This is a genomic window from Vibrio sp. 2096 (genome assembly GCF_033339595.1).
In the GTDB taxonomy this organism is placed as follows: domain Bacteria; phylum Pseudomonadota; class Gammaproteobacteria; order Enterobacterales; family Vibrionaceae; genus Vibrio; species Vibrio alginolyticus.
Window position 1 is genome coordinate 41,908 of sequence record NZ_JAWOUX010000011.1, and the last position, 25,700, is coordinate 67,607.

At 45.6% G+C, this 25,700-nt stretch carries 27 protein-coding genes and 1 tRNA gene; 18 read left to right on the top strand and 10 right to left on the bottom strand.

Annotated elements, in window-relative coordinates:
* Positions 1 to 206: 206 nt before the first annotated feature.
* From R7Q41_RS18415 to R7Q41_RS18435, 5 genes are all read right to left on the bottom strand, one after another.
* On the bottom strand, positions 207 to 1,415 hold the full coding sequence (locus R7Q41_RS18415) for a DEAD/DEAH box helicase (RefSeq protein ID WP_206959869.1): 1,209 nt from the start codon (positions 1,413 to 1,415) through the stop codon (positions 207 to 209).
* Positions 1,416 to 1,514: 99 nt separating this feature from the next.
* Positions 1,515 to 2,255, bottom strand: coding sequence for a transglycosylase SLT domain-containing protein (locus R7Q41_RS18420; RefSeq protein ID WP_017634789.1), 741 nt, complete (start codon positions 2,253 to 2,255; stop codon positions 1,515 to 1,517).
* Positions 2,256 to 2,465: 210 nt separating this feature from the next.
* Positions 2,466 to 3,710: an NAD(P)/FAD-dependent oxidoreductase gene (locus R7Q41_RS18425; protein WP_025766964.1), complete on the bottom strand. Its 1,245-nt coding sequence runs from the start codon at positions 3,708 to 3,710 to the stop codon at positions 2,466 to 2,468.
* A gap of 7 nt (positions 3,711 to 3,717) precedes the next feature.
* Positions 3,718 to 4,785: a class I SAM-dependent methyltransferase gene (locus tag R7Q41_RS18430; protein WP_005388297.1), complete on the bottom strand. Its 1,068-nt coding sequence runs from the start codon at positions 4,783 to 4,785 to the stop codon at positions 3,718 to 3,720.
* Positions 4,786 to 4,812: 27 nt separating this feature from the next.
* Positions 4,813 to 5,211, bottom strand: coding sequence for a hypothetical protein (locus R7Q41_RS18435; RefSeq protein ID WP_205390764.1), 399 nt, complete (start codon positions 5,209 to 5,211; stop codon positions 4,813 to 4,815).
* Between the two features lie 76 nt (positions 5,212 to 5,287).
* Here R7Q41_RS18435 and R7Q41_RS18440 point away from each other — a divergent pair, with 76 nt between their 5' ends.
* The 17 genes from R7Q41_RS18440 to R7Q41_RS18520 are packed head-to-tail and all read left to right on the top strand — an operon-like array spanning position 5,288 to position 20,502.
* Complete coding sequence (locus R7Q41_RS18440) at positions 5,288 to 6,016, top strand: beta-ketoacyl synthase chain length factor (protein ID WP_017819930.1); 729 nt, start codon at positions 5,288 to 5,290, stop codon at positions 6,014 to 6,016.
* Positions 6,013 to 6,780 (top strand): lysophospholipid acyltransferase family protein, encoded by a 768-nt coding sequence (locus R7Q41_RS18445; RefSeq protein ID WP_005388305.1) that lies wholly within the window; start codon positions 6,013 to 6,015, stop codon positions 6,778 to 6,780. The genes R7Q41_RS18440 and R7Q41_RS18445 overlap by 4 nt, the downstream gene beginning before the upstream one ends.
* A gap of 13 nt (positions 6,781 to 6,793) precedes the next feature.
* Positions 6,794 to 7,054, top strand: coding sequence for a phosphopantetheine-binding protein (locus R7Q41_RS18450; protein WP_005382278.1), 261 nt, complete (start codon positions 6,794 to 6,796; stop codon positions 7,052 to 7,054).
* 15 nt (positions 7,055 to 7,069) lie between these two features.
* Positions 7,070 to 7,327, top strand: coding sequence for an acyl carrier protein (locus R7Q41_RS18455; protein WP_005382279.1), 258 nt, complete (start codon positions 7,070 to 7,072; stop codon positions 7,325 to 7,327).
* Complete coding sequence (locus R7Q41_RS18460; protein WP_025766967.1) at positions 7,327 to 7,887, top strand: hypothetical protein; 561 nt, start codon at positions 7,327 to 7,329, stop codon at positions 7,885 to 7,887. Before R7Q41_RS18455 ends, R7Q41_RS18460 begins: the two co-directional genes overlap by 1 nt.
* Before the next feature lie 4 nt (positions 7,888 to 7,891).
* The gene (locus R7Q41_RS18465) at positions 7,892 to 9,292 is read left to right on the top strand and encodes an AMP-binding protein (protein ID WP_206959867.1); all 1,401 of its coding nucleotides are present in this window, start codon (positions 7,892 to 7,894) and stop codon (positions 9,290 to 9,292) included.
* Positions 9,293 to 9,302: 10 nt separating this feature from the next.
* Positions 9,303 to 9,671 (top strand): 3-hydroxyacyl-ACP dehydratase, encoded by a 369-nt coding sequence (locus tag R7Q41_RS18470; RefSeq protein ID WP_206959866.1) that lies wholly within the window; start codon positions 9,303 to 9,305, stop codon positions 9,669 to 9,671.
* Positions 9,664 to 11,370, top strand: a complete 1,707-nt coding sequence (locus tag R7Q41_RS18475) for a glycosyltransferase family 2 protein (protein ID WP_318109097.1) — start codon at positions 9,664 to 9,666, stop codon at positions 11,368 to 11,370. Before R7Q41_RS18470 ends, R7Q41_RS18475 begins: the two co-directional genes overlap by 8 nt.
* Positions 11,354 to 12,907, top strand: a complete 1,554-nt coding sequence (hutH, locus tag R7Q41_RS18480; protein ID WP_258480462.1) for a histidine ammonia-lyase — start codon at positions 11,354 to 11,356, stop codon at positions 12,905 to 12,907. Before R7Q41_RS18475 ends, hutH begins: the two co-directional genes overlap by 17 nt.
* The gene (locus R7Q41_RS18485) at positions 12,907 to 13,353 is read left to right on the top strand and encodes an acyl-CoA thioesterase (RefSeq protein WP_005388315.1); all 447 of its coding nucleotides are present in this window, start codon (positions 12,907 to 12,909) and stop codon (positions 13,351 to 13,353) included. Before hutH ends, R7Q41_RS18485 begins: the two co-directional genes overlap by 1 nt.
* Positions 13,353 to 13,973 carry a LolA family protein gene (locus R7Q41_RS18490; RefSeq protein WP_017634795.1) on the top strand — a complete coding sequence of 207 codons (621 nt, stop codon included), beginning with the start codon at positions 13,353 to 13,355 and terminating at the stop codon, positions 13,971 to 13,973. The genes R7Q41_RS18485 and R7Q41_RS18490 overlap by 1 nt, the downstream gene beginning before the upstream one ends.
* Positions 13,945 to 16,287, top strand: coding sequence for an MMPL family transporter (locus R7Q41_RS18495; RefSeq protein WP_318109093.1), 2,343 nt, complete (start codon positions 13,945 to 13,947; stop codon positions 16,285 to 16,287). The genes R7Q41_RS18490 and R7Q41_RS18495 overlap by 29 nt, the downstream gene beginning before the upstream one ends.
* On the top strand, positions 16,284 to 16,895 hold the full coding sequence (locus tag R7Q41_RS18500; protein WP_213903593.1) for a DUF3261 domain-containing protein: 612 nt from the start codon (positions 16,284 to 16,286) through the stop codon (positions 16,893 to 16,895). Before R7Q41_RS18495 ends, R7Q41_RS18500 begins: the two co-directional genes overlap by 4 nt.
* Before the next feature lie 20 nt (positions 16,896 to 16,915).
* A complete protein-coding gene (locus tag R7Q41_RS18505; RefSeq protein ID WP_318109091.1) occupies positions 16,916 to 18,103 on the top strand; it encodes a beta-ketoacyl-[acyl-carrier-protein] synthase family protein in 1,188 nt (395 codons plus the stop codon).
* Complete coding sequence (locus R7Q41_RS18510) at positions 18,096 to 18,560, top strand: hotdog family protein (RefSeq protein WP_025507259.1); 465 nt, start codon at positions 18,096 to 18,098, stop codon at positions 18,558 to 18,560. The genes R7Q41_RS18505 and R7Q41_RS18510 overlap by 8 nt, the downstream gene beginning before the upstream one ends.
* A complete protein-coding gene (gene fabG / locus R7Q41_RS18515) occupies positions 18,557 to 19,282 on the top strand; it encodes a 3-oxoacyl-ACP reductase FabG (RefSeq protein WP_318109088.1) in 726 nt (241 codons plus the stop codon). The genes R7Q41_RS18510 and fabG overlap by 4 nt, the downstream gene beginning before the upstream one ends.
* Complete coding sequence (locus R7Q41_RS18520; RefSeq protein WP_318109085.1) at positions 19,279 to 20,502, top strand: beta-ketoacyl-ACP synthase; 1,224 nt, start codon at positions 19,279 to 19,281, stop codon at positions 20,500 to 20,502. Before fabG ends, R7Q41_RS18520 begins: the two co-directional genes overlap by 4 nt.
* A gap of 185 nt (positions 20,503 to 20,687) precedes the next feature.
* Here R7Q41_RS18520 and R7Q41_RS18525 read toward each other — a convergent pair.
* Positions 20,688 to 20,764, bottom strand: a tRNA-Arg gene (locus tag R7Q41_RS18525).
* 203 nt (positions 20,765 to 20,967) lie between these two features.
* On the opposite strand from R7Q41_RS18525, the gene folD reads away from it, so the two are divergent.
* Positions 20,968 to 21,828, top strand: coding sequence for a bifunctional methylenetetrahydrofolate dehydrogenase/methenyltetrahydrofolate cyclohydrolase FolD (gene folD / locus R7Q41_RS18530; RefSeq protein ID WP_005382297.1), 861 nt, complete (start codon positions 20,968 to 20,970; stop codon positions 21,826 to 21,828).
* 68 nt (positions 21,829 to 21,896) lie between these two features.
* On the opposite strand, the gene R7Q41_RS18535 is transcribed toward folD, so the two are convergent.
* From R7Q41_RS18535 to R7Q41_RS18550, 4 genes are all read right to left on the bottom strand, one after another.
* Positions 21,897 to 23,096 carry a NupC/NupG family nucleoside CNT transporter gene (locus R7Q41_RS18535; RefSeq protein WP_005382298.1) on the bottom strand — a complete coding sequence of 400 codons (1,200 nt, stop codon included), beginning with the start codon at positions 23,094 to 23,096 and terminating at the stop codon, positions 21,897 to 21,899.
* Between the two features lie 257 nt (positions 23,097 to 23,353).
* Complete coding sequence (locus tag R7Q41_RS18540) at positions 23,354 to 24,298, bottom strand: LysR family transcriptional regulator (RefSeq protein WP_017634801.1); 945 nt, start codon at positions 24,296 to 24,298, stop codon at positions 23,354 to 23,356.
* An 88-nt stretch (positions 24,299 to 24,386) separates the two neighbouring features.
* A complete protein-coding gene (locus R7Q41_RS18545; protein ID WP_005388330.1) occupies positions 24,387 to 25,358 on the bottom strand; it encodes a lytic transglycosylase domain-containing protein in 972 nt (323 codons plus the stop codon).
* A gap of 48 nt (positions 25,359 to 25,406) precedes the next feature.
* Positions 25,407 to 25,688: a YcgL domain-containing protein gene (locus tag R7Q41_RS18550; RefSeq protein WP_005382303.1), complete on the bottom strand. Its 282-nt coding sequence runs from the start codon at positions 25,686 to 25,688 to the stop codon at positions 25,407 to 25,409.
* Positions 25,689 to 25,700 lie beyond the last annotated feature (12 nt).

Below are 25,700 nucleotides of genomic sequence, written 5' to 3' on the forward strand. Positions count from 1 at the left end.
GCCCATTCCTTACCTTGTGCAAACCTGCGGACAGATAATTGACAAAAGCTTAACGCACCTTGATTCACTTTACGTGTTAAGCGTATGACACTGATTAACTTTTTTCCTCATTACCGAATAGAAACCGTCGCGATGGCTACATTATTGGATGCCTTAAAACGCAAAAAGCCGCAAGAATGCGGCTTTTAGATCATGGGATAAACTGGCTATTTTGATTCGCGCTTATCGTGCGGTTTACGTTTATTCTTAGGCACGTAATTTAAAATTGAAATTGGTACTGGCTTTCTTGGCGCAAAACCTTCAATTTCCACTCGCTCTAGCAAGTGCCCTAAACGACTTTCAATCATGCAGAGGTTCTTAAAGTCGTCTTTTGAAACCAGTGATATCGCCTCACCTTTCGCGCCAGCACGACCTGTACGACCAATACGATGTACATACTCATCCGCTGGGTAAGGTAAATCGTAGTTGATGACAACTGGCAGATTATCAATATCAATACCGCGCGCAGCAACGCCGGTTGCGACTAAGTACTGGATTTCACCCGCTTTAAACTTTTCTATTAATTCCTGGCGAACACGCTGATTACGGCCACTGTGGAATGCTTCTGCCACAATGCCACGTTTCTCAAGTTGGCTTACCAGTTTGGCTGCGCCGTGTTTAGTTTCAATAAATACCAGTACTTGCGACCAGTCATTTTCTTTAAGCAAGTGACTTAGCAGCGACGACTTCATGTCTTTATCGACGGTCGTGATCCACTGTTTAATATTTGATTTTGAGGCACTGTGCTTTGCAATCGTGATCTCTTCAGGATCAATAATCGCATTTTTCGCCAAGTCACGAACAGGGTTAGATAACGTCGCAGAGAACAGCAAACTTTGCACATGTTCTGGCATACAGTCGACGATTTTGTCGATCGCTTCGATGAATCCCATATCCAACATTTTGTCGGCTTCATCAAGCACTAGCATTTCCACTTCATCAAAGTGAATCGCGCGTTGACCGTACAGATCAATCAAGCGCCCAGGCGTGCTTACCACAATATCGACACCCTCGATCAAGGCTTGTTTTTGTGGTGCATAATCCACACCACCAAACATCGCCATTGAGCGTAATGGTAAGTTTTTACCATAAGCTTCAATACTTTGATGAACCTGAAGCGCAAGTTCGCGTGTTGGCGTTAGGATAATCGCACGAGCGCGTTTTTTACGTTGCGTTTCGCCTCGACTAAGCTTTTCTAAGATTGGCAGAACAAAACTGGCCGTTTTACCTGTGCCCGTTTGCGCTGCTGCAATTAAATTGCGGCCACGCAATACGATTGGAATGGCTTTTTGTTGGATAGAAGTGGGTTTTTCATAACCTAGCGCTTTTACTGCATCAGCAATCGATGCGCTTAAACCAAGCTTAGAAAATGGCATAGAAAGGTCTCAACAGAGGAAATGGGCGCGTAGTGTATCAGAATCCCCGTGAAGTAACAGAAGGATTCATGCGCGAAAAACTAGGAACATGACACAATCTTAGCCCAGGAAATTGGGCTGCAAACCTTTTTCTAATTTTTTCCTCACTTTGTAGGAAACATCATTAAGCGTGATTTTCCCCGTTTTGTGGCGGTCGATACCTGCATTCTGTCGATAGGCAATTGAGCCTTGTCTGAACAAAACGAAAGACGGCGGTTTACCAATCGCAGCAGGGTAGAGAATGGCCATGTAAGCATCTTCTAAGCTATTAATTTTATTTCGATAGGGCCAATAGTACGCTTTCACATAGTCAAGTTGTTCAAGCGCGCTCATTCTCGCAAGAGTCTTTGTGTTCACTCCTAATGACTCTGCGGTAGAGGGCATAAATTGAATTAACCCTGTAGCCCCGCTTCCGGAACCATTTTTGATGCTTGGACTGAAAGTTTCAGCAGTTTCAAATGCCATGCACGCCATAAGATGATTAGGATTGATCTTTAGCTCTTTACTAATACGGATGACTTTAGATTTGAACTCTGGAGAAACTTTGCCTCCCCACGCTACCGCGTTCTCGGGATCTGCAATCGAAGAGACCGTTGATGCGTCATGTTCTTCGACAATTTTAGAAAGTAGAGGAAGCGTTTGGCGTAGTCGATGGCTCGAACTCACCAAGCGAATTGATTTGGTAAGAAACTTGTCTTTTTTTTGGTGTAGTTTTTGGAACTTTACTAACTTATACAGTTGCTTATAAACCGTTTTCACAACGAAGCCAGATGTAGGGAACACTCCCAGAATGTAATCCATTTCCTACAAATTTAATATAAATATCAGCAACAGGAATTCTAGATGTGATCAATGTCACCATAAAAATTCTCAAATTCGATACACACCGATGTAAGTGGTCAATGTGTCTCCAACACGCTAGAAGTAAAAGTAAAGAGGCATTAAAAAGGTCTTACCAATTTTTTGGTAAGACCTAGGTTTACTGATTCTCGGATAAGCGAATGTATATTCTTACAGTTCAGCTTCCCGAACCAGTTCTGCAAGCGTCGACAAACGCTGCTCACTTTGTTTTACGTAAGGATTATTCGTATCCCAAGCATATCCAGCCAAAATCGCACTAATCATCTGTTTAATACGTGGGTTCGGGTTTTGATAGAAAATCACATCTTGCAACGTGCCGTTGTACCAGCCTTCCACATAAGTGCGGAATGTGTTCACTCCCACCATTAAGCGTTGCGAGTACTCTTCTTGCCAACCAACCTTTTCACCATTCAGCTGACGAACCACGCAGTCCGCTGCAAACTCTGCCGATTTCATGGCGATAGTGACACCCGATGAAAATACAGGATCAAGAAACTCACCTGCATTACCAAGCAACGCGTAGTGCTCTGTCGCTAAACGTTTGACGTTAGCAGAATAGCCACCCAACTCGCCTGCTGGATTCGGGTAATTCGCATTTCGCAACAAAGAAGCCAAACCCGGCTCTTCATTGGCTAACTGCTGCAACGCTGCAATCTTATCTTCTGGGTATTGTTCGAAAAATTCTGGCTCACCCACCACACCAAACGAACAAGTACCATTAGAGAATGGGATTAGCCAGTACCATACGTCGTGATTTTCAGGATGAACTGAAATTAAAATTTTGTTGCGATCGTATTCCGGCTCTTGGGGAGAGATATGATCTTCGATATGGGTAAAGATCGCTTTTCTAGGCGGAAGACAAGAAGGTTCTTCTAGCTCCAACAAGCGTGGCAAAACACGCCCAAAGCCACTGGCATCCAACACAAAATCTGCTTCGATTTGATAAGCCTTCTTATTTGAGTCGAGCACTTCTAATCGAGACTTTTTCCCTTCAAACACTAGATTGAGCAGTTCATGCTGATAGCGAATCTCTACGCCTTGCTCTTCAGCGCTATCTGCCAATACTTTATCAAAGCTGGCACGTTGAACCTGAAACGTCGTGCCCGGTCCTGGCGTGTATTTGTTTGTAAAGTCGAACTGGGTGTATACGCCATTACGACGAAATGCAGCACCATCTTTATACTGGAAGCCAAACTGCTTTACTGCATTGGTCATTCCTGCTTGTTCAACAACTTCCATACATGCAGGGAGTAGGCTTTCTCCTATGGAAAAACGTGGAAAAGTCGCTTTTTCTAAGACAACAACATCTATGCCACGCGATTTTAATAAGGCAGAAACGGTTGAACCTGATGGCCCCGCTCCTACGACAACAACTTGCTTGAGCTCTGTTTTCATTCTGAATTTAGTTTGCTTGTAGTTTTAATAAGGTATGACCAAGGCCAATATTGTCGGTTCTTTCAACGACAGATAAACCTGCCGCTTCGACAATTTCTAAGAAATCATCACTGCGATAAAAGCGACTATTACCGTTAGCTAAACAGGTAAAATAAAGAGAAGTGGCATTAAGGCTATAGGAAGCTCCCGCGTATTTTTGAGCATCCCAAAACAGCTCCAATACGTAAATAGTATCTCCCTTCGTTAACTGGGCTTTAACTTTTTTAAGGATATTGAGGATCTCAATTGGGGAAAAGCAATCCAAGAACTGGCTCATCCACCATACGTCAGCGTGTCCAGGCAATGTTTGTGCTTTATCCAGCATGTTTGCAGGGTATGGACGTACACGCTCGACGAACTGGTTTTCTGAAACATTCTTCATCGCTACTTCTAATTGCTGTGGTAAATCAACAATCGTCACTTGAACGTCAGGGTCATGTTTACAACACTGAATCGCCCATTTTCCCGTATTTCCGCCAATATCCACAAGATGCTTTGGCTTGCTTGCAAATACTTCTTTAAGCAGAAGTGGGAACGAGCGATCCGAATAGAAATGATCGAACTTAAACCAGCTCTGTTTGGCTTGTTCTGGTAACGTCGATAGACCTTGATAAATGGTCTCCCAATTGCCCAACTCTTTCAAACCTGACGGTTTACCTTCTTGAATTGCTTCCGTCAAATGCATCATCGCGGCGTAACAAACATCTGCCGTAAAATCCATGTTTGCATTCGTCATACCATCATGAAGAAGGTAAAAACCAAGGTTTGCAAGCGAATAGTTAGGTCGTTCCCATAAAACAATATGCGCACTAATCGCCATATCCAACAGTACTTTAACACCATATTCTGATACTCCCGTTTTCTCGGCAATATCTGTGGCACTCATGCCTTGAGCGCCAGCGCTGTCTAAAGCGGCTAAAATACCTAAATCTCGAAGCGTTTTGGCGGTCTGGAACACGATTGGTGCAAAAGATAACTTCTGAGCTTCTGTCTTCGCTTCAAAAGCATTAAAAGGGTCATTATTTTGATTTAACACGGAAAAACCTAACTGCAATTAATAGTTTTATTGTTGAGATTGATTGCCCAACAATGCAATAGCTCGCTGAATATCAACATTCAAGTTGTTTACCCAACGATTGTAATTGCGGTGGATTTTGCCATCACTTGCTTTGAGATTTACTGAGTTGAGATAAATAATTGAGTAATATTTATTATTGTATGGGATTTTTACTTCTGCAGAGTGGTTACGAACGTGGATTTTTGCAATAAGAACACCAGGGCTTACTTCTTCGATCGTCCAGCCTCGGTTAGTTGCTGATTGCACTATGGCCATTTTTACTTGTTTATTTTGAAGATCATAAGCAACTGGAGTATCCTCCACATTCATTACAGGTTGTACTCGTCCACAACCAACAAGAAGCAAAGTTAATAATAACGAGACATACAGCTTAAAACGCGACATGATAATTTCCTTTTTATTGTGAATTTGGGTCAACCCCAATTTGTATCGAGCTGTAAAATAAACAATTTAACCCAATATGCCAAACTCGAAGATCAACATTTCGTTCAATATTGATGCGTGGACAGCGAATTCATTCGGTTTATCCGAATCCAATGAATGGAAACAATGGGCAACAGAGATAAAATGGCCAGAAGATGGCAAAATCAATGTTGCAAATATTCCTGCGATGATGCGCAGAAGAATGAGCCCACTCAGTAAACTGGCGGTACAAACTGCAATCGAAATGCTTAATCAACATCAAGTTGATTACCTTGTATTTTCAAGCCGTCATGGTGAACTGCATCGCAGCGTCGCACTAGTTGAAGATATAATTAATGGAGAAGAGGCGTCTCCGATGGCTTTTTCTCAATCGGTGCACAATACCGCCGCAGGGCTTGCCACTATCGCAACTAAACAACCCATTCCCCTAACTTCTATCGCTGCGGCAGAAAACACATTCCAAAGCGCAATATTAGAAGCATGGCTGTTTTTGTCCGACAATCCTGACAAAAAAGTACTGCTTGTTGATTTTGATGAGCCTATGCCTGACTCTTATTTAGAATATGAAAACCAACAATACCAAGGGTTTGGACTTGGCTTAATACTTTCTCATGGAGACAAGTTCGCGATACAAAGCTCCATAAACGCAGAACGTTCCGGTCATCCTCTTCCTCAAGGTTTAGTATTTTTGCAACAATACTTGTTAGATAAAAGCCAGTGGACTATTTTCGCTCCGCAACAAGCTTGGGAATGGCACAAAAAATGACTCGCTTAAATCAGTATTGGCGTGTGCTAGCAACAGGATTTTGTTTTTCAGTATTTGGGTTAGGTGGTTTAGTACTGAGTTTCATTGTTATTCCGACCATTCGTATTTTTGTTTCAGACCAAACGGAACGCGAATATAAAGTTCAGGGTGCGATTCGATATTCATTCAACACATTTTGTAAATTGATGAAGCTAAGTGGCGCAATCGATTATCAAATTATTGGTGCCGATATTCTTCAACAAGATCGTAATTGTTTAATTGTTGCCAACCACCCTAGTTTAATCGATTACGTTCTCATTGCTTCACAATTAAATCGCTGCGACTGTTTAGTAAAATCGGCAATATGGTCGAATCCTTTTATGAAGCACATCGTAAAAGCAGCCGGATATATTCCCAATGAAGCACCGGATGATTTATTAGCACTTTGTGATGAACGATTTAACAAAGGCAACGTGTTGCTTATATTTCCTGAAGGAACAAGAACAACACCAGGTGTAGAGCCGAAATTACAACGCGGTGCAGCACAAATTGCGGTAAGAACAGAACGAGATTTAAGAGTTGTCCATATTACGGTAACGCCAAGTTTCCTCACAAAAGAGAAAAAATGGTATCAAGTACCGGCAACAAAGCCCTTTTTCAGGGTTGAAGTTAAGGATAAAGTTGAGATTACCCCCTTTATAAAGCAAACTACGTCGCCGACAATAGCGGCGCGACGCTTACAACAGCACCTAGCTGAAAACATTTTTCCAGAAAACTTTTATTAATAAGCAGGTCCCAGTGGAACAGTTACACAACGACATTAAGCAACTTATTATTGATGCTTTAAACCTTGAAGATTTAACCGTAGATGATATTGAAACGGATGCACCACTTTTTGGTGATGGACTTGGCTTAGATTCTATCGACGCGCTTGAGCTTGGACTCGCAATAAAAAAACAATACAACATCGTTATTGATGCCGACGACTCAAATACGCGCGAACACTTTGCGTCTGTAGCAAATCTAGCGAAATACGTTTCTTCTCAAACTAATGAATAAGTTGTAGGTATATTCATGACTGATGTAAATAAAGATCAAGTATTTGAACAAGTTAAAGATGCGCTTGTTGAGCTGTTCGAAATTGACGCAGCCGACATTCAATCAGATGCGCACTTATACCAAGATCTCGATCTTGATAGCATTGACGCCGTTGATTTGGTCGTACACCTACAGAATGTCACTGGCAAAAAAATCAAGCCAGCAGAGTTTAGTGCAGTAAGAACCGTTGACGATGTGGTTAACGCTGTCACTGAGTTATTGAAGGAAAGTTAATGCGCCAATTGCTGACTGGTCTGTCTGCAATTGTACTGTTTGCCTACCCCTTCGCCGTCTATTTCGGTATAGATAAATTTGGCTTGAACTTAGTTGGGGGCTTGTTAATTGCTGCGTTACTTTTGCGTGTTTTCGTCGCAAATAAGACCCCACTAAAAGAGTTTAAGTTCTTGGCGCTCGTTACGGGCGCTGTTGGCATTGTCCTAATTACGCTTGGCATGGTGTTTAAACAACATGGGTGGCTTCAGTTTTACCCTGTCGTTGTCAATGTATGTATGCTGTGCGTATTTGGACTTAGCTTAAAACAGCCGCAATCGATCATAGAGAGGCTTGCTCGCTTGCAAGAACCCGACCTTCCGGCTAGTGGCGTGGCTTACACTCGCAAAGTGACGATGGTTTGGTGCGCCTTTTTTACGCTCAACGCTGCCGTTGCACTCTATACCTGTTTCCTACCAGTAAAAATATGGACGCTTTATAACGGCCTCATCAGCTACTTACTTGCTGGTGGCTTGTTCGCTGGAGAATGGATCGTGCGTCAATTTGTTCGAAAGGAACACTAATCGTATGAATACAACGTATTCGAGCTTTACCTCCCTAGCGACCTTGTTCATCGCAGAGAGGTCTGAGCAATCCCCAGTCTCTTACGATCGCGACACGGTTATCACGTGGGGTGATTTCCAGCAGCACGTCGCAACACTTGCTCAGCAGTTAGAAACCCAACCAACGCAAAACATTGCGTTGTGTTTTGGCAACAGCTACCTGTTTGCCGTTGGCTTTTTTGCTTGTTGTTATGCAGGAAAATCCATTGTATTACCTGGTAATTACCAACCAGAAGCACTCAAAGAGCTCAGTGAGCACTACGATTTGTTGCTGCATGATGCCGATGTCTCGGCTCCAGAACTCGTGAGCTCGCTTTTGATCGAAGCTCAATCATTGCTAGAAACCACCGTGATTAACGAGCCAGAGGCCAAACAACCTTATTTTTGGCGTGAATTAAACCTGGCGGAAATACCGGTAACGCTATTCACTTCGGGTTCAAGCGGCACACCAAAAGCCATTGCAAAAACGCTGAAACAGCTCGATATCGAAGTTTCTATTCTAGATAACCTATGGGGCGACACGGTTGCCAGCACACGCATTGAAAGCACCGTTTCTCATCAACACATTTACGGCTTGCTGTTCCGCGTATTGTGGCCTTTGTGCTCTGCACGTCCATTTTCAGCACACAACCTTGAGTTCCCAGAGCAAATTGTCCATCACGCTGATGCTGACACCACGCTAGTAAGCAGCCCTGCGTTACTAAAACGACTCAGTGAAGAGCACAATCCGGTTGCGATTCGGTGCGTATTTTCTTCTGGTGGTCCCTTGCCAAACCAAGCGGCGCAGCACAGCCAGCAGTTGTTTGGGTCACTTCCTATTGAAGTTTTTGGCAGCACAGAAACCGGCGGCATTGCTTACCGTCAGCAGCACGAAGCCAGTACTCCCTGGACGTTATTCCCTGGTGTTGAAGCCGAGCTTAACCATGAAAATTGTTTAAAGCTCCGCTCGCCACACATTGATGAAAACACTTGGTACCAAACTGCGGATGAATGCTATTTCCATGATAGTATTTCTTTTGAATTGCGTGGACGCACTGACCGAATCGTCAAAGTCGAAGAAAAGCGTATTTCCCTTGTCGAAGTGGAAAAACGTTTAGAGCAATTGCCGTGGATTCAAGAAAGCGTGGTGATCCCAATGGAAGAATCTGGTCGCCTCACGTTAGTCTCGATCATCGTACTTAACGATCAAGGCAGCGATGTGCTTAATGAACTTGGTAAAGGCAAATTTTGGCTTGAGCTTCGCAAGGCACTGCGCAATTGGCTAGAACCGATCGCTATCCCGAGAAAATTCCGAGTGGTCGACGAAATTCCATTGAACAGCCAAGGCAAACGCCAAGTTGCTGAAATTGAAAAACTATTCCAATAAAGCTAGTAACATGGATAAAAGAAAACCAACTATTCAGAATATTGAAGTGAGTGACCATACCGCGGAGCTGTCGCTGCGAGTGGATGCTGACATCTTAGATTTCCAAGGTCATTTCAATCACTTCCCTCTTTTACCCGGCGTCACTCAAATTGATTGGGCGCTGTTCTACGCCGTTCAACATTTGAATACTCCCAAGGTATTTAAAGGAATGGAAGTCATCAAATTTCAAGAGCCGATTCTGCCAAACGCCGACGTTTGCCTCTCACTCTCTTGGGACAATGAGCGTGAGAAATTGACCTTTAAGTACACATCGAAAAGCGGTGAAACCTTGGTGACTCACTCTTCAGGCAAAATGAAACTGGGTGAGTCACGTGAGTGATTACCGTCCCTGCTTTTTAATTCCTTGCTACAACCACGGCAGCACAATTGCAGACGTAGTTGCGTCGTTATCCTCTTTCGATTTGCCAGTGCTGGTCGTGGACGACGGCAGTAATGAAGACACCAAACAAGCGCTTTCAGCGTTGAGTGAGCAAGGGCTGATAAAACTGATTAGTTTGAGTGAAAACCAAGGCAAAGGTGGAGCGGTGATGGCTGGCCTACATCAAGCTCACCAGCTTGGTTTTACGCACACCATTCAAATCGACGCAGACGGTCAACACGACCTAGAAGCATTGCCGAAATTGCTCAGCGCCAGCGAAACAAAACCAGATAACCTGATTTCTGGCCAACCGATATACGACGAGAACGTACCTAAAGCCCGTCTGTATGGTCGCTACGCTACGCACATTTGGGTGTGGATAGAAACCTTGTCACTGTCTATCAAAGACAGCATGTGCGGTTTCCGCGCCTACCCAGTGGCGAAAACGGTCGCCGTGTTGAACAAGTACAACATCGGCAAACGCATGGATTTTGATATCGAAATTCTGGTGCGAATGTACTGGGAAGGCGTCGATATTGATTTTGTTCCAACGCGCGTTTTCTACCCTGAAGGTGGCATTTCCCACTTCGATGCATTGTGGGATAACGTCAAGATAAGCTGGATGCACACTCGCCTATTTTTTGGCATGTTGCCGCGCATTCCTTCACTACTCGCCAGAAAGCGCCGTCATACAGACGACAGCAATGCCCACTGGTCGAAACGAAAAGAACAAGGCACAATTTTAGGCATCAAAACCTTACTCGCAGTTTACCGCTTGTTCGGCAGAAAAACGTTCGACCTGATTTTGAAGTTAGTCATGCGCTACTACCACTTCACGGGTAAATCTGCCCGCGAAGCGTCTGAGATTTACCTGCAAAACTTACAGTACTACGCAGCGCAGCAGAACATCGCACTACCAAAACAGTTGGACAGCTATCATCATCTGCTTTCTTTTGGGCGAACCATGCTCGACAAACTGGCAGCATGGCAAGGTGACTTTAATGTCGACAACCTAACCATTCACGGCCAGCATCATTTCGAAGAGATGGCGCAGAAAAAACAAGGCGTGCTCATTTTAGGCTCGCACCTTGGCAATATCGAACTCTGCCGTGCGCTTGGTCGTCGACACTCTCATGTCAAAATCAATGCCTTGGTATTTACCCAACACGCTGAACAATTTAATGCGGTAATGAAGGCGGTAAACCCAAATTCGGAACTGAATCTGATCCAAGTCAGCTCAATGGGACCAGACACCGCGATTCTGCTTCAACAAAAAATCGAGCAAGGCGAATGGGTGGTGATCGTTGGCGATCGCACTTCCACCAGCAAAGAAAATCGTGTCGTTTGGGCAGATTTTCTTGGTAAACCTGCCCCATTCCCGCAAGGCCCATTCATGCTAGCCTCGGTATTAAAAGCGCCGGTCTATCTACTCTTCGGCCTACGCGACGACGAAGCAAACACTCCGCATTTTAATGTGTACTTTGAACACTTTAGTGACCAAGTCACGCTACCACGCAAGGAGCGTCAGCAGGCACTAGAACGCGTTGTTCAAAAGTACGCACAAAGATTAGAACACCACACACTGCAAGCGCCGTTACAGTGGTACAACTTTTTTAACTTCTGGACTTTAAGTAATCAGCCACATGACAAACAACAATAATCACAACATCACTTTTGGTGCCCAATCTTTAACCATCGAAGATGTCGTTGCCATTGCTCAAGGTGCAAAGGCACACATGAACACCTCGCCAGAATTTACCGCGAAAATTGATCGTGGCGTGGCGTTTCTGGAACGATTACTGAAGGAAGAAGGCGTTATTTACGGCGTGACCACGGGTTACGGCGATTCATGTACTGTGGCGATTCCACCCGCTCTTGTGGATGAACTTCCGTTGCACCTTACACGCTTCCATGGTTGTGGCTTAGGTCAAATCCTTTCTCATGAGCAAGCTCGTGCGGTGCTAGCAACACGTTTATGTTCATTGTCGCAAGGCGTATCTGGCGTGTCTCACGATCTGTTGAACCAAATCGTTACGCTTATCAACCACGACATTGCGCCGCGTATTCCACAGGAAGGCTCGGTGGGCGCAAGTGGCGATTTAACGCCTCTGTCGTACCTAGCGGCGACCTTGATTGGCGAGCGTGAAGTACTTTACAAAGGCGATGTGCGATCAACACAAGAAGTGTTTTCAGAGCTGGGCATTGAGCCAATTCGCCTAAAACCAAAAGAAGGTTTGGCGTTAATGAACGGTACATCCGTGATGACTGCTCTCGCCTGTCTTGCCTACAAACGCGCAGAATACCTAGCGCAGCTGTGCACCAAGATTACCGCAATGGTCTCTGTGGGTATGCAAGGTAACGATTTCCACTTTGATGAAGCGTTGTTTGCGGTAAAACCTCACCCTGGTCAACAGCAAGTTGCGGCTTGGCTGCGTGATGATCTCAATGCTGAACGTCCGCCACGCAATAGCGACCGACTGCAAGATCGTTACTCGCTGCGTTGTGCGCCACACGTAATTGGCATGGTGCAAGACTCACTGCCTTGGCTACGTCAATTGATTGAGAATGAACTAAATAGTGCCAACGACAATCCAATTATCGATGGCGACAACGAGCGCGTTCTCCACGGCGGTCACTTCTACGGTGGTCATATCGCAATGGCGATGGATACGTTGAAAGTGAACATTGCCAACTTGGCTGATTTGCTGGACCGTCAGATGGCGCAACTGATGGATTACAAGTTCAATAACGGCCTGCCGTTTAACTTAACCGGTGCAGAAGGCGAGCGTAAACCGATCAACCACGGCTTTAAAGCGGTTCAGATTGGTATCTCAGCTTGGACGGCAGAAGCGTTGAAAAACACCATGCCAGCGAGCGTTTTTTCTCGCTCAACCGAATGTCACAACCAAGACAAAGTGAGCATGGGCACCATTGCGGCTCGTGACTGCCTACGCGTACTTGAGTTAACAGAGCAAGTTGCTGCGGCTTCACTCCTAGCAAGCGTTCAAGCGGTTGAGATTCGTCGTCGTCATAACGAATTGGACGAACACCACATGAGTCAGAGTTTGCGAGTAATTCGTGACGCCGTGCTGAGCGAGTTTGAGTTTGTGATTGAAGATCGCCCATTGGAACAAGATTTGCGTCATTTCATTGAACGCATTCAGCAACGTCATTGGCCACTCTACGCGGAGGTATAATGCAAGAGCAGGTTCTCTACCCATTAGAAGCGGAGGTGACTATGGTCACCTCATTCCAAGATGCTGACCCGATGGGCGTGATATATCACGGCAACTTCTTTCGGTATTTTGAAGAAGCGCGTCGTGTGCTGATGGAGAAGATCCAATACAGCTATCGCGATATGCAAGACTCTGGGTATATGTGGCCGATCATCGACACGCGCGTTAAATACGTCAAGGCGATTCCGTTTAATCACACCATTCGCATTACCGCGCAACTCACGGAGTGGGAAAACCGCTTGCGTGTGGATTACGTGATTTACGACGCCGAAACGAATCAACGTATGTGCAAAGCGCATACAACGCAAGTCGCCGTATCCATTGAAAAGCAAGAGATGTGCTTTGTTTCTCCAGCAGTCTTTTTAGATAAAGTAGAGCAATGGCACAACCATGGGAGCCTGAACTAATGCAAAAGTGGTTACTCTCTTTTTTGTTGATATTTTCTGTTCCAGCACTGGCCACACCGACAGCAAACGTAACGGATTTGGCATCGCTTCAACAGCAGTTGTCTCAGCATGAAATCGTACGCGGAGATTTTACGCAGCAGCGTCATCTGGAAATGTTTAGTCAACCTTTAACCTCTAAAGGTCAGTTCACACTGAGCAAAACACATGGCTTGTTGTGGCAACAAACTGAACCTTTCGCAGTCAATTTGGTATTGACGGAAAACAAACTTCGTCAGACTTTTGCCGACCAAGCTCCGAAAACGATTTCTGCTGAAGAAAACCCAATGGCGTTCTACTTTAGCCATGTGTTTTTATCCGTGTTCCACGGGGATACTTCTGCACTGCAAGAACAATTCACACTCGATTTTTCAGTTGAGAACAATCAATGGCAGCTCGTTTTAGTGCCAAAACAGTCGCCATTAAATGCGGTGTTTCAATCCATCACTCTTTCCGGTAAAACGCACATTGATCGCCTAACCCTACAAGAGCTGCGTGGCGATAAGACCGAAATCACGTTTACGAACCAGACCTCTCTACCTCAGGAACTCACGGATGCCGAAGACGCTCAATTCCGTTTCTAAGCTCAGTCTTGGCACTCATACCTTTGCTCTGGTTTGGCTCAATCTCGTTGTTTTAGCGGGCGCGTTGCTACTCAAACAATGGGTTTGGAGCGCAGAATCTCCGATTGAGACCAACATTTTAAAACTGTTGCCGAAGAACCAACAAAACCCAGTGGCTGAGCAAGCCTTTGAGTCGGTCTCGGCAAGTATGAGCGACAAAGTCATTTTCGTGATCACAGCGCCGGACAAAAATGCCCTTTTTGCAGCGGCCACTGAATTTGATAAGGGGTTACGACAAAGTAATCATTTTCGCGATGTGGTGGGAAAAATCTCACCTCAAGAGCAGCAAGCTTGGGCGAGTTACTACTTTAAGCACCGTTTCCAATTGCTGACGCCTGAACAACGAGAGCGTTTAAGCAAAAATCCAGAACAGCAAGTGCAGCATGTGATTCAGTCTCTGTACAACCCGTTTTCTGGAGTGACTGGGCAAGAGTTACAAAATGATCCTTTCTTGCTATTTCGTGATTATTTAAGCCAAGTTACCCAGCAATCGTCCTCTTTCCGATTGGATAACGGCTATCTGTCCGTCGAAAAAGACGGTGCTCAATACTTGCTTATTACTGCTGAGCTAAAAGACTCGCCTTATAGCCTAACTGGGCAGCTTGCCGTCCCTGACATTCAAGCGCTAGAGCAAAGCGTCGCGCAGAAATATGGCGCTAAAGTGGCACATACTGGCGTTCTATTTTACGCCGACTTTGGTACGCAAAGTGCCAAATCGGAGATCAGTACCATCGGTGTGTTCTCTCTGCTCGGTATCATTGCATTGCTCGTGTTGGTCTTTCGTAGTGTGATGCCACTGTCTCTGGCACTGCTTTCCATCACCATTGGTTTGCTCGTTGCTTTGTCCGTTACGACGTGGATTTTTGGAAAAGTCCATCTGTTCAGTTTAGTGTTTGGCGCAAGTTTAATCGGCGTGTCTATCGACTACGCATTCCACTACCTAACCGAACGTCTTGCGGCGGGAAATGAATGGGATAGCGAGCAAGGATTAAAGCATATTTTCATAGCTATCACACTTGGCTTAATCACCAGTTTGATCGGCTATTTGGGCATGTTAGTGGCACCGTTTCCAGGTTTGCAGCAGCTTGCGCTGTTTTCATCCATTGGTCTGATTGCTGCTTACATCACCGTGGTGGCTTGGTATCCGATACTGGCTCGTAACCCATCGCGATCCATTTCGAACTTACCAGGACAATCACTGTTGGCGAAATGGTTAACGCTTTGGAATCAACCTCGAATTAAAGTCGGATTACCGATGTTATGTGTGGTTGCGAGTGGCTTTTTCTTGCTGCAATTGAACTACGATGACGACATTCGTCTGCTGCAAACGATGCCGAAAGATCTCAAGCAGCAAGAAACCTTGATTACGACGCTCAGTGGCATGCAATCTTCGCAGCAAATGTTGGTCGTTACCGCCGACGATGACGAAAGCCTAATGAAAAAGCTGGAGTCTTTGACACCAACTTTAGAAGCGTGGAAAGCGGAAAGCACCATCGAAAGCTACCAGAGCCTGAGCCGCTACTTGAGCTCAGTGGAACGTCAGCAACAAGACTATCAATTGATTCGCGATCTTTACGCGACACAATCCAGCCCACTTGCATCCGGGCTGGGCTTAAGTAAAAAGCCCAAAATGGACGCCGACTTTATCCCTGTTACGGTTGAGCAGTACTTGCAAAACCCGGTATCAGCGCCTGTACGTTTTCTTCATTTGGGTAAGATCAAAGGAAAATCGGCAACGGTTGTGGTGTTAAACCAATTGCAAGACTCCGCTGTTGTTAAGGCATTTGCTAAATCACAGTCTGATGTTGTCTACCTAAACAAAGCAGAAGAAATCTCCGCCCTATTTGGTGAATACCGAATCAAAATCATGGAGCTATTGGTAGCCGCCAGTGCTGTGATCTTTCTGGTGTTAATCAAGCGGTACGGTCTGCAACACAGTTGGCGAGTTTTACTGCCATCATTGATTGCTTGCGCGTGCGGTCTGGCAACTGCTGTCGCGATGGGAACAACATTAAACCTGTTCAACTTGCTTGGCTTGGTGCTCATTCTTGGTATAGGGATCGATTATACTCTGTTCTTTGCCGAGAAAGCCCGCAGTGTGAGCACACTATTGGCGATCACCCTTTCGGCAATGACCACTGTGTTGTCATTTGGATTGCTGTCACTCAGCCAAACTCACGCGATTCACAGTTTTGGCATTACGGTGTTAAGTGGTATTTTTGTCGCTTGGCTGCTCTCTCCGATTGCAATTAAAACAGAGGAAACGACGTCATGATTTTCAATCACGCCTTTCGCTGCGCGACGTTATTCGCACTGAGCCTGTTTTTAAGTGCATGCAGCTTGGTCCCTCACCAATCGACGCCTCAGGTCGACATTGACGAGCACACCCAAGTTAGCTTACCCACTCCCGCAAGCTTGGGCTATCAGTTGTCTGCCAGTCAGTTAATTACGGCTTCTTGGGCAATAGATGGTAAAACCAAATCTGAGCAACTTCCGGTACAACTGCAAGTGATCAACAACGAAGTGGTGCTGGCAGGCTTCTCATCCTGGGGGACGAGAGTACTCTCACTGTCTTACGATGGAGAACAAATTCAAACCGAAGTGCTCAACGGTTTACAAGGTTCGCTACCGCAGCCAGAACAGGTATTATTTAACTTGATGATCACGCTCTGGCCGAGTTCCGCTTGGGAAGGATCGTTAAATGAGGTAAGGTGGCGAATTATTGATAAAAATAATTCTCGCGCCATCTTTGATAGCGGCGGTGAAAAGATCATTGAGATTCAATACAGCTCTTCTAACAAGTTAGAGGGTAAGATTGATTTTCACCACCTCAAGCATCAGTTTTCAATTTCTATTCAAACACTGCAACATCAGATTAATTAAGAACAATTTAGAATAACAATATGCCTATTCGCTCTTCTCAACCTTTGTATATTCAGGCCTGTGGCTTTCACTCTGCCATGGGACAAGATGATGCGCTCATCCACCAGTGTTTATCAGGAGCGAAGCCATCCAACATGGTGGTTGACCGAGATATTTTAAATTCAGGCCGCCAAACAGTAATCGGTCGAATCGCACAGACGTTACCGCAATTACCACCCGCACTCAGCCAGTTTGATACGAGAAACAACCGCCTCGCACTTTCGGCTTTGCAGCAAATCGAAGGCGACGTGCGTGACGCCATTGCTAAATATGGCCGTGACCGTATCGCAGTCGTGATCGGCACCAGCACATCTGGCATTTCAGATGGCGAAATCGCATTTGGTGAAAAGCTGGCAAAGGGTAATTTTCCTGCCGACTACCATTACACCAAACAAGAGCTTGGCAACTGCAGCGATTTTATTGCCGCCTACTTTGATTTGAGCGGCCCACATTACTCAGTTTCAACCGCCTGTTCTTCTAGTGGTCGTGTCTTTTTAACCGCGCAACGCCTGATTCGCTCTGGCATTGTTGATGCGGTTATTGTGGGTGGTGTAGATACCATTTGTCGCCTAACACTAAACGGCTTTAACGGTCTAGAAGCTCTATCCAATAGCCTTTGTAAGCCGTTTGATCAACATCGCAACGGCATCAGTATCGGCGAAGCCGCAGCATTAATGTTGCTAAGCAAAACACCTGCGCCCGTCGCTCTTCTCGGAGCTGGCGACAGCTCAGACGCACACCATATTTCCGCACCACATCCAGAAGGGTTAGGCGCAGAAGAAGCGATGAAAAAAGCGTTGGCCAATGCAGGACTTACAGCGCAAGACATTGGTTACATCAACGCGCATGGCACAGCAACGCCGTTAAACGATGCGATGGAAAGCAAAGCTATTCATCGCTGCTTTGGAGACTCCGTTCCCGTAAGCTCGACAAAGCCACTTACCGGACACACATTAGGTGCAGCAAGTGCAACGGAAGCCGCGATCGCTTGGCATATTCTCAAGTACAACCTTGATTTGCCAATACAACACTGCGAAACCAAAGCAGACGATATCCATATATCGTTAGTTGAGACGCCAACCAAACTGGGTAACAAAGCGATTCTCAGCAACTCTTTTGCTTTTGGTGGCAATAATATTAGTCTTATTTTTGGTTACGCTCATGACTAAACTTCCTCCCATCGAACAACTTTTGCCACACGACAAACCAATGATCTTGGTTGATCGTGCTTTGGATGTTCAACAAGATACGATTCACTGCCAGGTTGATATCGCAGAACACAACCCGTTCTTCGACTCGGCCTCTCAAACCGTGCCTGCTTACGTTGGCATTGAGTTTATGGCGCAATCTGTCGCGGCGTGGTCTGGTTACCACGCATTAATGAAAGAACAAGCGCCACCAATTGGCTTTTTGCTTGGTAGCCGTCGATACACGTCTGAATGCGATGCGTTTTCTCGCGGACAAGTGCTCGATGTGTATGCCGAAAAAGTCATGGAAGATAACGGTATGGCGGTATTTTCTGCCCGTATTGAGCTACAAGGAACTGTTGTAGCGACTTGCCAATTGAACGTTTACGTTCCATCAGAAGAAAAATTACAAGAAATGAAAATCAGGAGTCAACAATGACCCGCCAAGTCCTCGTTACAGGTGCCAGCAAAGGCATCGGTAAAGCCATTGCCGTTCAATTAGCCAAAGATGGTTTCCAAGTCATTGTCCATTACATGGGCGATCAACAAGGCGCGCAAGATACCCTAGACACCATCGAACAGCATGGGGGTAACGGTCGTCTTATCCAATTCGACATCAGTGACCGTACAGATTGTCGTGAGAAGCTAGAAGCCGATATCGCCGAACACGGCGCTTACTATGGCGTCGTAAACAACGCTGGCATCACAAAAGATACCGCTTTCCCTGCGATGACCGAAGAAGAATGGGATGGTGTGATTCATACCAACTTAGATAGCTTCTACAACGTTCTTCACCCTTGTGTTATGCCAATGGTGCAAAAGCGCAAAGGCGGCCGAATTGTTACGCTTGCATCAGTCTCTGGCCTAATGGGGAATCGTGGTCAAACTAACTACAGCGCAGCGAAAGCGGGCGTAATTGGTGCAACAAAATCACTCGCGCTTGAACTGGCAAAACGCAAAATCACCGTCAACTGCGTTGCACCGGGACTTATCGACACAGGCATGGTAGACGAACACGTGAAAGAACATGCGATGCCGCAAATTCCTTTGCGCCGCATGGGAGAGCCAGAAGAAGTTGCTGGTTTAGTCAGTTACCTTATGTCTGACATCGCAGGCTATGTAACTCGCCAAGTCATTTCGGTAAACGGAGGCCTAGTATGAGCCGTCGAGTTGTTGTAACCGGAATGTCAGGCGTGACTGCGTTTGGTAACGATTGGCAATCTGTCGAACCAAAACTGCGTGACTGCCAGAACGCGACGCAATACATGCCTTCTTACGAACAGTATGATGGTTTGAACACCAAGCTCGCAGCACCGATTTTAGATTTTGAACTGCCAAAGCACTACAAGCGCAAGCAAGTACGCGGCATGGGCCGTGTTTCCAAATTAGCGACCGTCGCAACAGAAAACGCACTGAGCCAAGCAGGTTTGATTGGTAACGGCGTACTCACCAATGGTCAAACGGGTATCGCATACGGCTCATCAACAGGCAGTACTGACGCAATCGGTGCATTTGGTGTCATGCTGAATGAGAAAACCACTAAAGCGATCACCGCAACGACTTACGTACAGATGATGCCGCATACCACGGCAGTGAACGTTGGTCTATTTTTCGGTTTGAAAGGCCGAGTGATCCCAACCAGCAGTGCATGTACCTCTGGCAGCCAAGCAATCGGCTACGCCTACGAAGCGATCAAGCACGGCTACCAAACGGTCATGGTTGCTGGTGGCGCTGAAGAATTGTGCCCAACGGAATCCGCTGTCTTCGATACCCTTTTTGCCACCAGTCTAAAGAATGAAGACCCGAAAAGCACACCAAGACCTTATGACTCCGATCGCGATGGTTTGGTGATTGGTGAAGGTGCGGGAACGCTAGTTCTGGAAGAGTACGAACACGCCGTCGCTCGTGGCGCGAAAATCTATGCAGAAATCATCGGTTTTGCCAGCAACTGTGATGCCGCACACGTCACTCAACCACAGATGGAAACCATGCAAATCTGTATGGAAATGGCTTTGCAAAACGCGAGCATTCCTGCTGAGAAGATCGACTATGTATCTGCTCACGGCACTGCCACCGACCGCGGCGATATTGCGGAAAGCAACGCAACAGCGAATGCTCTGGGCAAAGTGCCAATAAGTTCACTCAAGAGCTACTTTGGCCACACACTAGGCGCCTGTGGCGCGATTGAAGCGTGGCTAGGTTTAGAAATGATGCACACAGGTTGGTTTAACCCAACGCTCAACCTAGAAAACCTCGACGAGCAATGTGGCGATTTAGACTACATCGCCGGACAAGGCCGAGAACTGGACGTGAAATATTTGATGAGTAACAACTTCGCCTTTGGCGGCATCAACACCTCCATCATCTTTAAAAAGGTGTAATGCCCTTAGTAAATGCAAAAGCGCTGGTTAACCAGCGCTTTTTTGTTGGTGGCTATCCAGATTGCTAGAAATTGCAATGGCTAGAATGCCATTCAAAAGTTGTAGATAGAGTGGCAATTACAGCCAAAAACCTAAAAACGACAAAGCCCCGACAACTCAAAGAGTTATCGAGGCTTTTGAATAAATGGCACGCCCTATAGGATTCGAACCTATGACCACATCCTTAGAAGGGACGTGCTCTATCCAGCTGAGCTAAGGGCGCGCTACAGGGACAGGATTATACGAGTTCAAACGGGTAAATCAACGGGTTTTCATAACATTCTGATCTGAATGCCTAAAAAAAGTCCATTAAAACGCTTAATGTTCAAAAACACCACAAAGCAAACGTTTGCGTATGGATGTTAATAAGAAATTCTGCGACAATGCGCCGCAGATAATCTGCCTTCTTAATTTATAAGGAAAGTCATGACTGCTCAAAATATAGACGGAACTCTCATTTCCCAAACTGTTCGATCCGAAGTGGCTGCACGTGTTAAAGCACGTGTTGAAGCTGGGCTACGTGCTCCTGGTTTAGCAGTGGTTCTAGTTGGTGAAGATCCTGCTTCTCAGGTTTATGTCGGTAGCAAACGCCGCGCATGTGAAGAAGTTGGGTTTGTTTCTAAGTCTTTTGACCTTCCTGCGTCTAGCTCAGAAGAAGAGTTACTAGCTCTGATTGATGAATTAAACAACGATGATGAAATTGACGGCATTCTAGTGCAATTACCCCTTCCTGCAGGCATAGACACAACACATGTTTTAGAGCGCATTCACCCAGAGAAGGACGTGGATGGCTTCCATCCTTACAACGTTGGTCGTCTTGCGCAGCGTATTCCAAAGCTTCGCTCTTGCACGCCAAAGGGCATAATTACCCTACTCGACCGTTACAACATTGAGCTACGTGGTAAACATGCGGTTGTGGTTGGTGCATCAAACATTGTTGGTCGTCCAATGACACTTGAGCTGCTGCTTGCGGGCTGCACAACAACAACATGTCACCGTTTTACCAAAGACCTAGAGAGTCATGTGCGTCAAGCTGACGTTGTCGTGGTGGCGGTTGGTAAGCCTAACTTCATCCCTGGTGAGTGGATTAAAAAAGGCGCAGTGGTGGTCGATGTCGGTATTAACCGTCTTGATTCAGGCAAACTAGTTGGCGACGTGGAATACGACAAAGCACGTGAAAGTGCGAGCTTTATTACTCCTGTTCCTGGTGGCGTTGGCCCAATGACCGTCGCAAGTTTAATTGAGAACACGATGCTCGCTTGCGAACAGTTCCACACAGACAAATAACGTAAAACTTCAGATACGAAAAAGGCTCCGCAAGGAGCCTTTTTGCTAATTGTTGATATCTATTTCAATTACAGACTTAAAATCACGCCCGCAATCGAAGCGCTCATTAAGTTCGCCATGACACCAGCGATAATCGCACGGAAACCATGCTTAGAAACAAATGCACGCTTTTCTGGTACCAATGAGCCCAACCCACCAATCAGCATCGCCATGCTTGAGATGTTTGCAAAGCCACACAAAGCAAACGTCACGATTGCTTGTGAGTGTTCACTAAGTTGAGACTTCACTTCTGCAAGCTGGATGAAAGCGACGAACTCATTCACCACAATCTTGTTACCAATCAGCGAGCCTGCTGTGGTTGCCTCTTGCCATGGTATACCCAACAACCAAGCGACTGGCGCAAACACAAAACCTAGGATGAGCTCAAAACTTAAGGGGGTCCCAATAAGATCACCTATCCAGCCTAACATGCCGTTTAGCATTGCAATGACACTAATAAACGCCAGTAACGTACCACCGACCGATACAGCAATGCGTACACCCGCCATGGCACCATCGGCTAATGCTTCTACTACGTTGGTTGCACGTGGAATTTCAACTTGGCTAATGTCGATATCTGCTGCTTTATCCGTATCTTCTGGCATTAAAATTTTTGCCATCAACAAGCCGGCAGGTGCTGACATAAATGCAGCAGCAATAAGATAGTTGAGGTCGACACCCAGTGATGCGTAACCAACCAACGTTCCGCCAGCAACTGACGCTAAACCACCGGTCATAACTGCAAAGAACTGCGAGTCAGTCATGTGTTTTAGGTAAGGCTTTACCATTAATGGTGCTTCAATGGTGCCAACAAAGATATTCGCCGTAGCAGACAAAGACTCAGCACGACCGATACCCAGCAGCTTTTGAATACCACCACCGATAAAGTTAATGATTTTTGGCATCACACCAATGTGATAAAGACCTGAGATAAGAGAGGAGAAGAAAACGATGATACCCAGAACATTGATCGCAAAGGTGAAGCCCCCTGTAGCCAAATTACCGAATAAAAACGCAATGCCCTCTTGACCATAGTTGATCAAATTCGACACAACACTGCTCACTGAATTCAGCGCATCTCGTCCTGCTGGTACATATAAAACCAACAACGCAAACAGTACCTGCAAAGCAAACGCAAACGACACCGTTCTCAGCTTTATATTTTTTCTATTTGTAGAAAGTAGCCATGCTAGGAATAGTATGGCTACGATACCAATAATTGAGTTCATAAAATGAATCCGACAGAAGGGGGATATGGAAGGCACCGGATTGTATAGCGGACTCAAAATGCTGCAAGTTGAGGATGTTAACAGTGTGAAAAGTTTAAGCGACCAATAACTGACCAACAAAATAACCAATTGAATTTATTAAAGATAAACGTTTGCTTATTTTAATTATTTCCATATGGAAAATATGTTTCTGATTCAGGAAAAATTTTTGTGAAGTGAATCACCTTATGTGTCGTTCTACAACGTCATTGATCCTGTTATTTAGGAATAGAGATGTAAGGCGCCAAACGTTGGTCCCAATGACAAGGGTTGCCGATCTTCTGTTTGATAAAGTTAATCACTGCGGATATTTTTTTTGGCATATGTTGGCGGCTTGGGTATACCGCATAAAACGGCATCGACTGGCTAGCTTTCCAGTCAGGTAACAGCTGTATTAACTTACCCGTTCTGAACTCATCACCCAGCAAGTAAGTGGCAAGGTAGGCAATACCCCAACCTGCAATAGCCGCATCCCGGACGGCTTCTGCCAGATCCACTGAATAGTTACCCGAGACTTTTACGTTCAATTCTTGCTGATCTTTGGTAAACGCCCACCCCGTATAGTCACGCTCCCAGCTTCTGTATATGAGGCAGTTGTGAGCAGATAGGTCATCCGGTTCTGTTGGCGTGTCATGTTTCAATAAGTAATCTGGCGATGCCGCAACAACAAACTGGCAATCCGTCAAACGCTGCGCAATGTAACCTTCAGGCAAATGCTCGTTGTTGGTTACCCATAAATCGAGCCCTTCGGCTAACATATCGACCTTATAGTCAAACAGATGTACTTCCACTTGAAGTTGAGGATACAGTTCGCGTAACTCTTGAATCGCTGGAATAATGTGTAAGGTACCAAATGATTGCGACAACCCAAGACGTACCAAACCTGCTACTTCATCCCGCTGGGTTTCCATCTCTAATGTGGCGCTGCTCACCGCTTGTACCACTTGCTCACAGTGATGAAAAAAGGTTTTCCCTGCCTCAGTCGGCGTAAAGCTTCGCGTAGTGCGTTGAACAAGCTTGATACCAAGAGACGCTTCTAACTGACTTAACTGTTTACTCACATGAGACACCGACACGCCTAAGCTCTTTGCAGCAGCTGTGAAGCTTTTGTGTTTAAGAAGAGCGGAGAAAATCACCATTTGTGCGGCACGTTCAGATAACACGCTTTACCTCGATTTGGTTATAGAAAAAACAAAGGGCTCCGAAGAGCCCTTGTATTGAAGACTGGATGCCAAATTGTTTGATGGCAGATCAGTATTTAATGCGGTCAGCCAAGTGACTCACAGCAAGTGCGAAGTAGTAAGAGCGGTTCCACTTCATCAATACGTTATAGTTATTGTAAACCAGATACGTACGACCATTCTCGTCGTCCGGCATGATCAACCATGCTTTGATGTCTTCATCCAGTTTTGGCAACGGGCTACCGTCATATTTTGTGATACCTAATTGGCTCCACTCTTGAAGGTATTTGCCTTTTTCAGCCGTGCGCCCTTCTAGGCTGCGATCAATATTTTTAGGAACCTTAACTTGGCGACCCCAGGTATATTTATCATCCCAACCAGACTTGCTCAAATAGTTAGCGGTTGATGCAAACACGTCCGCTTCAGATTGCCATATGTCTTTTTTACCATCCCCGTTGCCGTCAGCAGCAAAACGAAGGAAAGAGCTTGGCATAAACTGGCATTGACCCATAGCACCAGCCCATGAGCCTTTAAAGTTCTCTAGCTCAATATGGCCTTGATCGAGGATCTGCAGTGCCGACATAGTCTCTTTACGGAAAAACTCTTCACGACGGCCTTCAAATGCCATTGTGGATAGTGCATCAATCACTTTAAAGTTGCCGGTAAACTTACCAAAGTTACTTTCAACTCCCCAAAGTGCCACAATAAAGCGCGGGTGGACACCGTACTCATCGCCTATACGCTTTAGCTCGGTGTAATGCTCTTTGTAGAGTTGTCTGGCTTGCTTCACCTTCCATTCAGGCACCGCGCGAGGAATGTACTCATCCAATGTCAGTTTCTTTTCTGGTTGGTTTCGGTCCGCTTTTACTGCTCGGGGCTTGTACTCAACATTAGCAAAAGCAGCACTAATGACCTGCTCTGAGATACCTTTATCACGAGCTTCAGCACGCAGCTTATTCAAGTATTCATCAAAACCCTCGCTACTTGCAAAAGCCGAGGTACACATACCAACGCTAAGCATGGTAGCCAGTATCTTTTTCATATTGCCCTCCTTGAGCAAGGCAGAAATCCCAGATGAAAAACGATGACGTTATTCGCCTTTCTGCTGGGCTTTTTGTTCTTTGTACTTTTCTAATAGGTTCTCCGGCGGCGGTGGAACCTGAAGAAAGAAGCCATCATTTTGTAATGAAGCCTTCACTTTTTCGATATCAACTTGTGCCAATTTACGGCCATCAAGTTTAATCGTCATGACAGCGATAGGCTTACCGAACATCTGCATTAAGGTGTCAGGAACCTGTGAAAAATCATCCTTTTTCGGAATATAGAGATAAGTACCTTCTTTTTTCGAGCTTTTATAAATAGAACAAAGCATGACACGCCTTTT

What these genes read in the sequence shown, in the direction of transcription:
- R7Q41_RS18460 (WP_025766967.1), top strand. Translation starts at nt 7,327, where the DNA reads ATGCGCCAATTGCTGACTGGTCTGTCTGCAATTGTACTGTTTGCCTAC.
- R7Q41_RS18455 (WP_005382279.1), top strand. Translation starts at nt 7,070, where the DNA reads ATGACTGATGTAAATAAAGATCAAGTATTTGAACAAGTTAAAGATGCG.
- R7Q41_RS18415 (WP_206959869.1), bottom strand. Translation starts at nt 1,415, where the DNA reads ATGCCATTTTCTAAGCTTGGTTTAAGCGCATCGATTGCTGATGCAGTA.
- R7Q41_RS18485 (WP_005388315.1), top strand. Translation starts at nt 12,907, where the DNA reads ATGCAAGAGCAGGTTCTCTACCCATTAGAAGCGGAGGTGACTATGGTC.
- R7Q41_RS18545 (WP_005388330.1), bottom strand. Translation starts at nt 25,358, where the DNA reads ATGAAAAAGATACTGGCTACCATGCTTAGCGTTGGTATGTGTACCTCG.
- R7Q41_RS18550 (WP_005382303.1), bottom strand. Translation starts at nt 25,688, where the DNA reads ATGCTTTGTTCTATTTATAAAAGCTCGAAAAAAGAAGGTACTTATCTC.
- R7Q41_RS18435 (WP_205390764.1), bottom strand. Translation starts at nt 5,211, where the DNA reads ATGTCGCGTTTTAAGCTGTATGTCTCGTTATTATTAACTTTGCTTCTT.
- hutH (WP_258480462.1), top strand. Translation starts at nt 11,354, where the DNA reads ATGACAAACAACAATAATCACAACATCACTTTTGGTGCCCAATCTTTA.
- R7Q41_RS18500 (WP_213903593.1), top strand. Translation starts at nt 16,284, where the DNA reads ATGATTTTCAATCACGCCTTTCGCTGCGCGACGTTATTCGCACTGAGC.
- R7Q41_RS18465 (WP_206959867.1), top strand. Translation starts at nt 7,892, where the DNA reads ATGAATACAACGTATTCGAGCTTTACCTCCCTAGCGACCTTGTTCATC.
- R7Q41_RS18420 (WP_017634789.1), bottom strand. Translation starts at nt 2,255, where the DNA reads ATGGATTACATTCTGGGAGTGTTCCCTACATCTGGCTTCGTTGTGAAA.
- R7Q41_RS18445 (WP_005388305.1), top strand. Translation starts at nt 6,013, where the DNA reads ATGACTCGCTTAAATCAGTATTGGCGTGTGCTAGCAACAGGATTTTGT.
- R7Q41_RS18440 (WP_017819930.1), top strand. Translation starts at nt 5,288, where the DNA reads ATGCCAAACTCGAAGATCAACATTTCGTTCAATATTGATGCGTGGACA.
- R7Q41_RS18425 (WP_025766964.1), bottom strand. Translation starts at nt 3,710, where the DNA reads ATGAAAACAGAGCTCAAGCAAGTTGTTGTCGTAGGAGCGGGGCCATCA.
- R7Q41_RS18535 (WP_005382298.1), bottom strand. Translation starts at nt 23,096, where the DNA reads ATGAACTCAATTATTGGTATCGTAGCCATACTATTCCTAGCATGGCTA.
- R7Q41_RS18505 (WP_318109091.1), top strand. Translation starts at nt 16,916, where the DNA reads ATGCCTATTCGCTCTTCTCAACCTTTGTATATTCAGGCCTGTGGCTTT.
- folD (WP_005382297.1), top strand. Translation starts at nt 20,968, where the DNA reads ATGACTGCTCAAAATATAGACGGAACTCTCATTTCCCAAACTGTTCGA.
- R7Q41_RS18510 (WP_025507259.1), top strand. Translation starts at nt 18,096, where the DNA reads ATGACTAAACTTCCTCCCATCGAACAACTTTTGCCACACGACAAACCA.
- R7Q41_RS18495 (WP_318109093.1), top strand. Translation starts at nt 13,945, where the DNA reads ATGCCGAAGACGCTCAATTCCGTTTCTAAGCTCAGTCTTGGCACTCAT.
- R7Q41_RS18520 (WP_318109085.1), top strand. Translation starts at nt 19,279, where the DNA reads ATGAGCCGTCGAGTTGTTGTAACCGGAATGTCAGGCGTGACTGCGTTT.
- R7Q41_RS18490 (WP_017634795.1), top strand. Translation starts at nt 13,353, where the DNA reads ATGCAAAAGTGGTTACTCTCTTTTTTGTTGATATTTTCTGTTCCAGCA.
- R7Q41_RS18470 (WP_206959866.1), top strand. Translation starts at nt 9,303, where the DNA reads ATGGATAAAAGAAAACCAACTATTCAGAATATTGAAGTGAGTGACCAT.
- fabG (WP_318109088.1), top strand. Translation starts at nt 18,557, where the DNA reads ATGACCCGCCAAGTCCTCGTTACAGGTGCCAGCAAAGGCATCGGTAAA.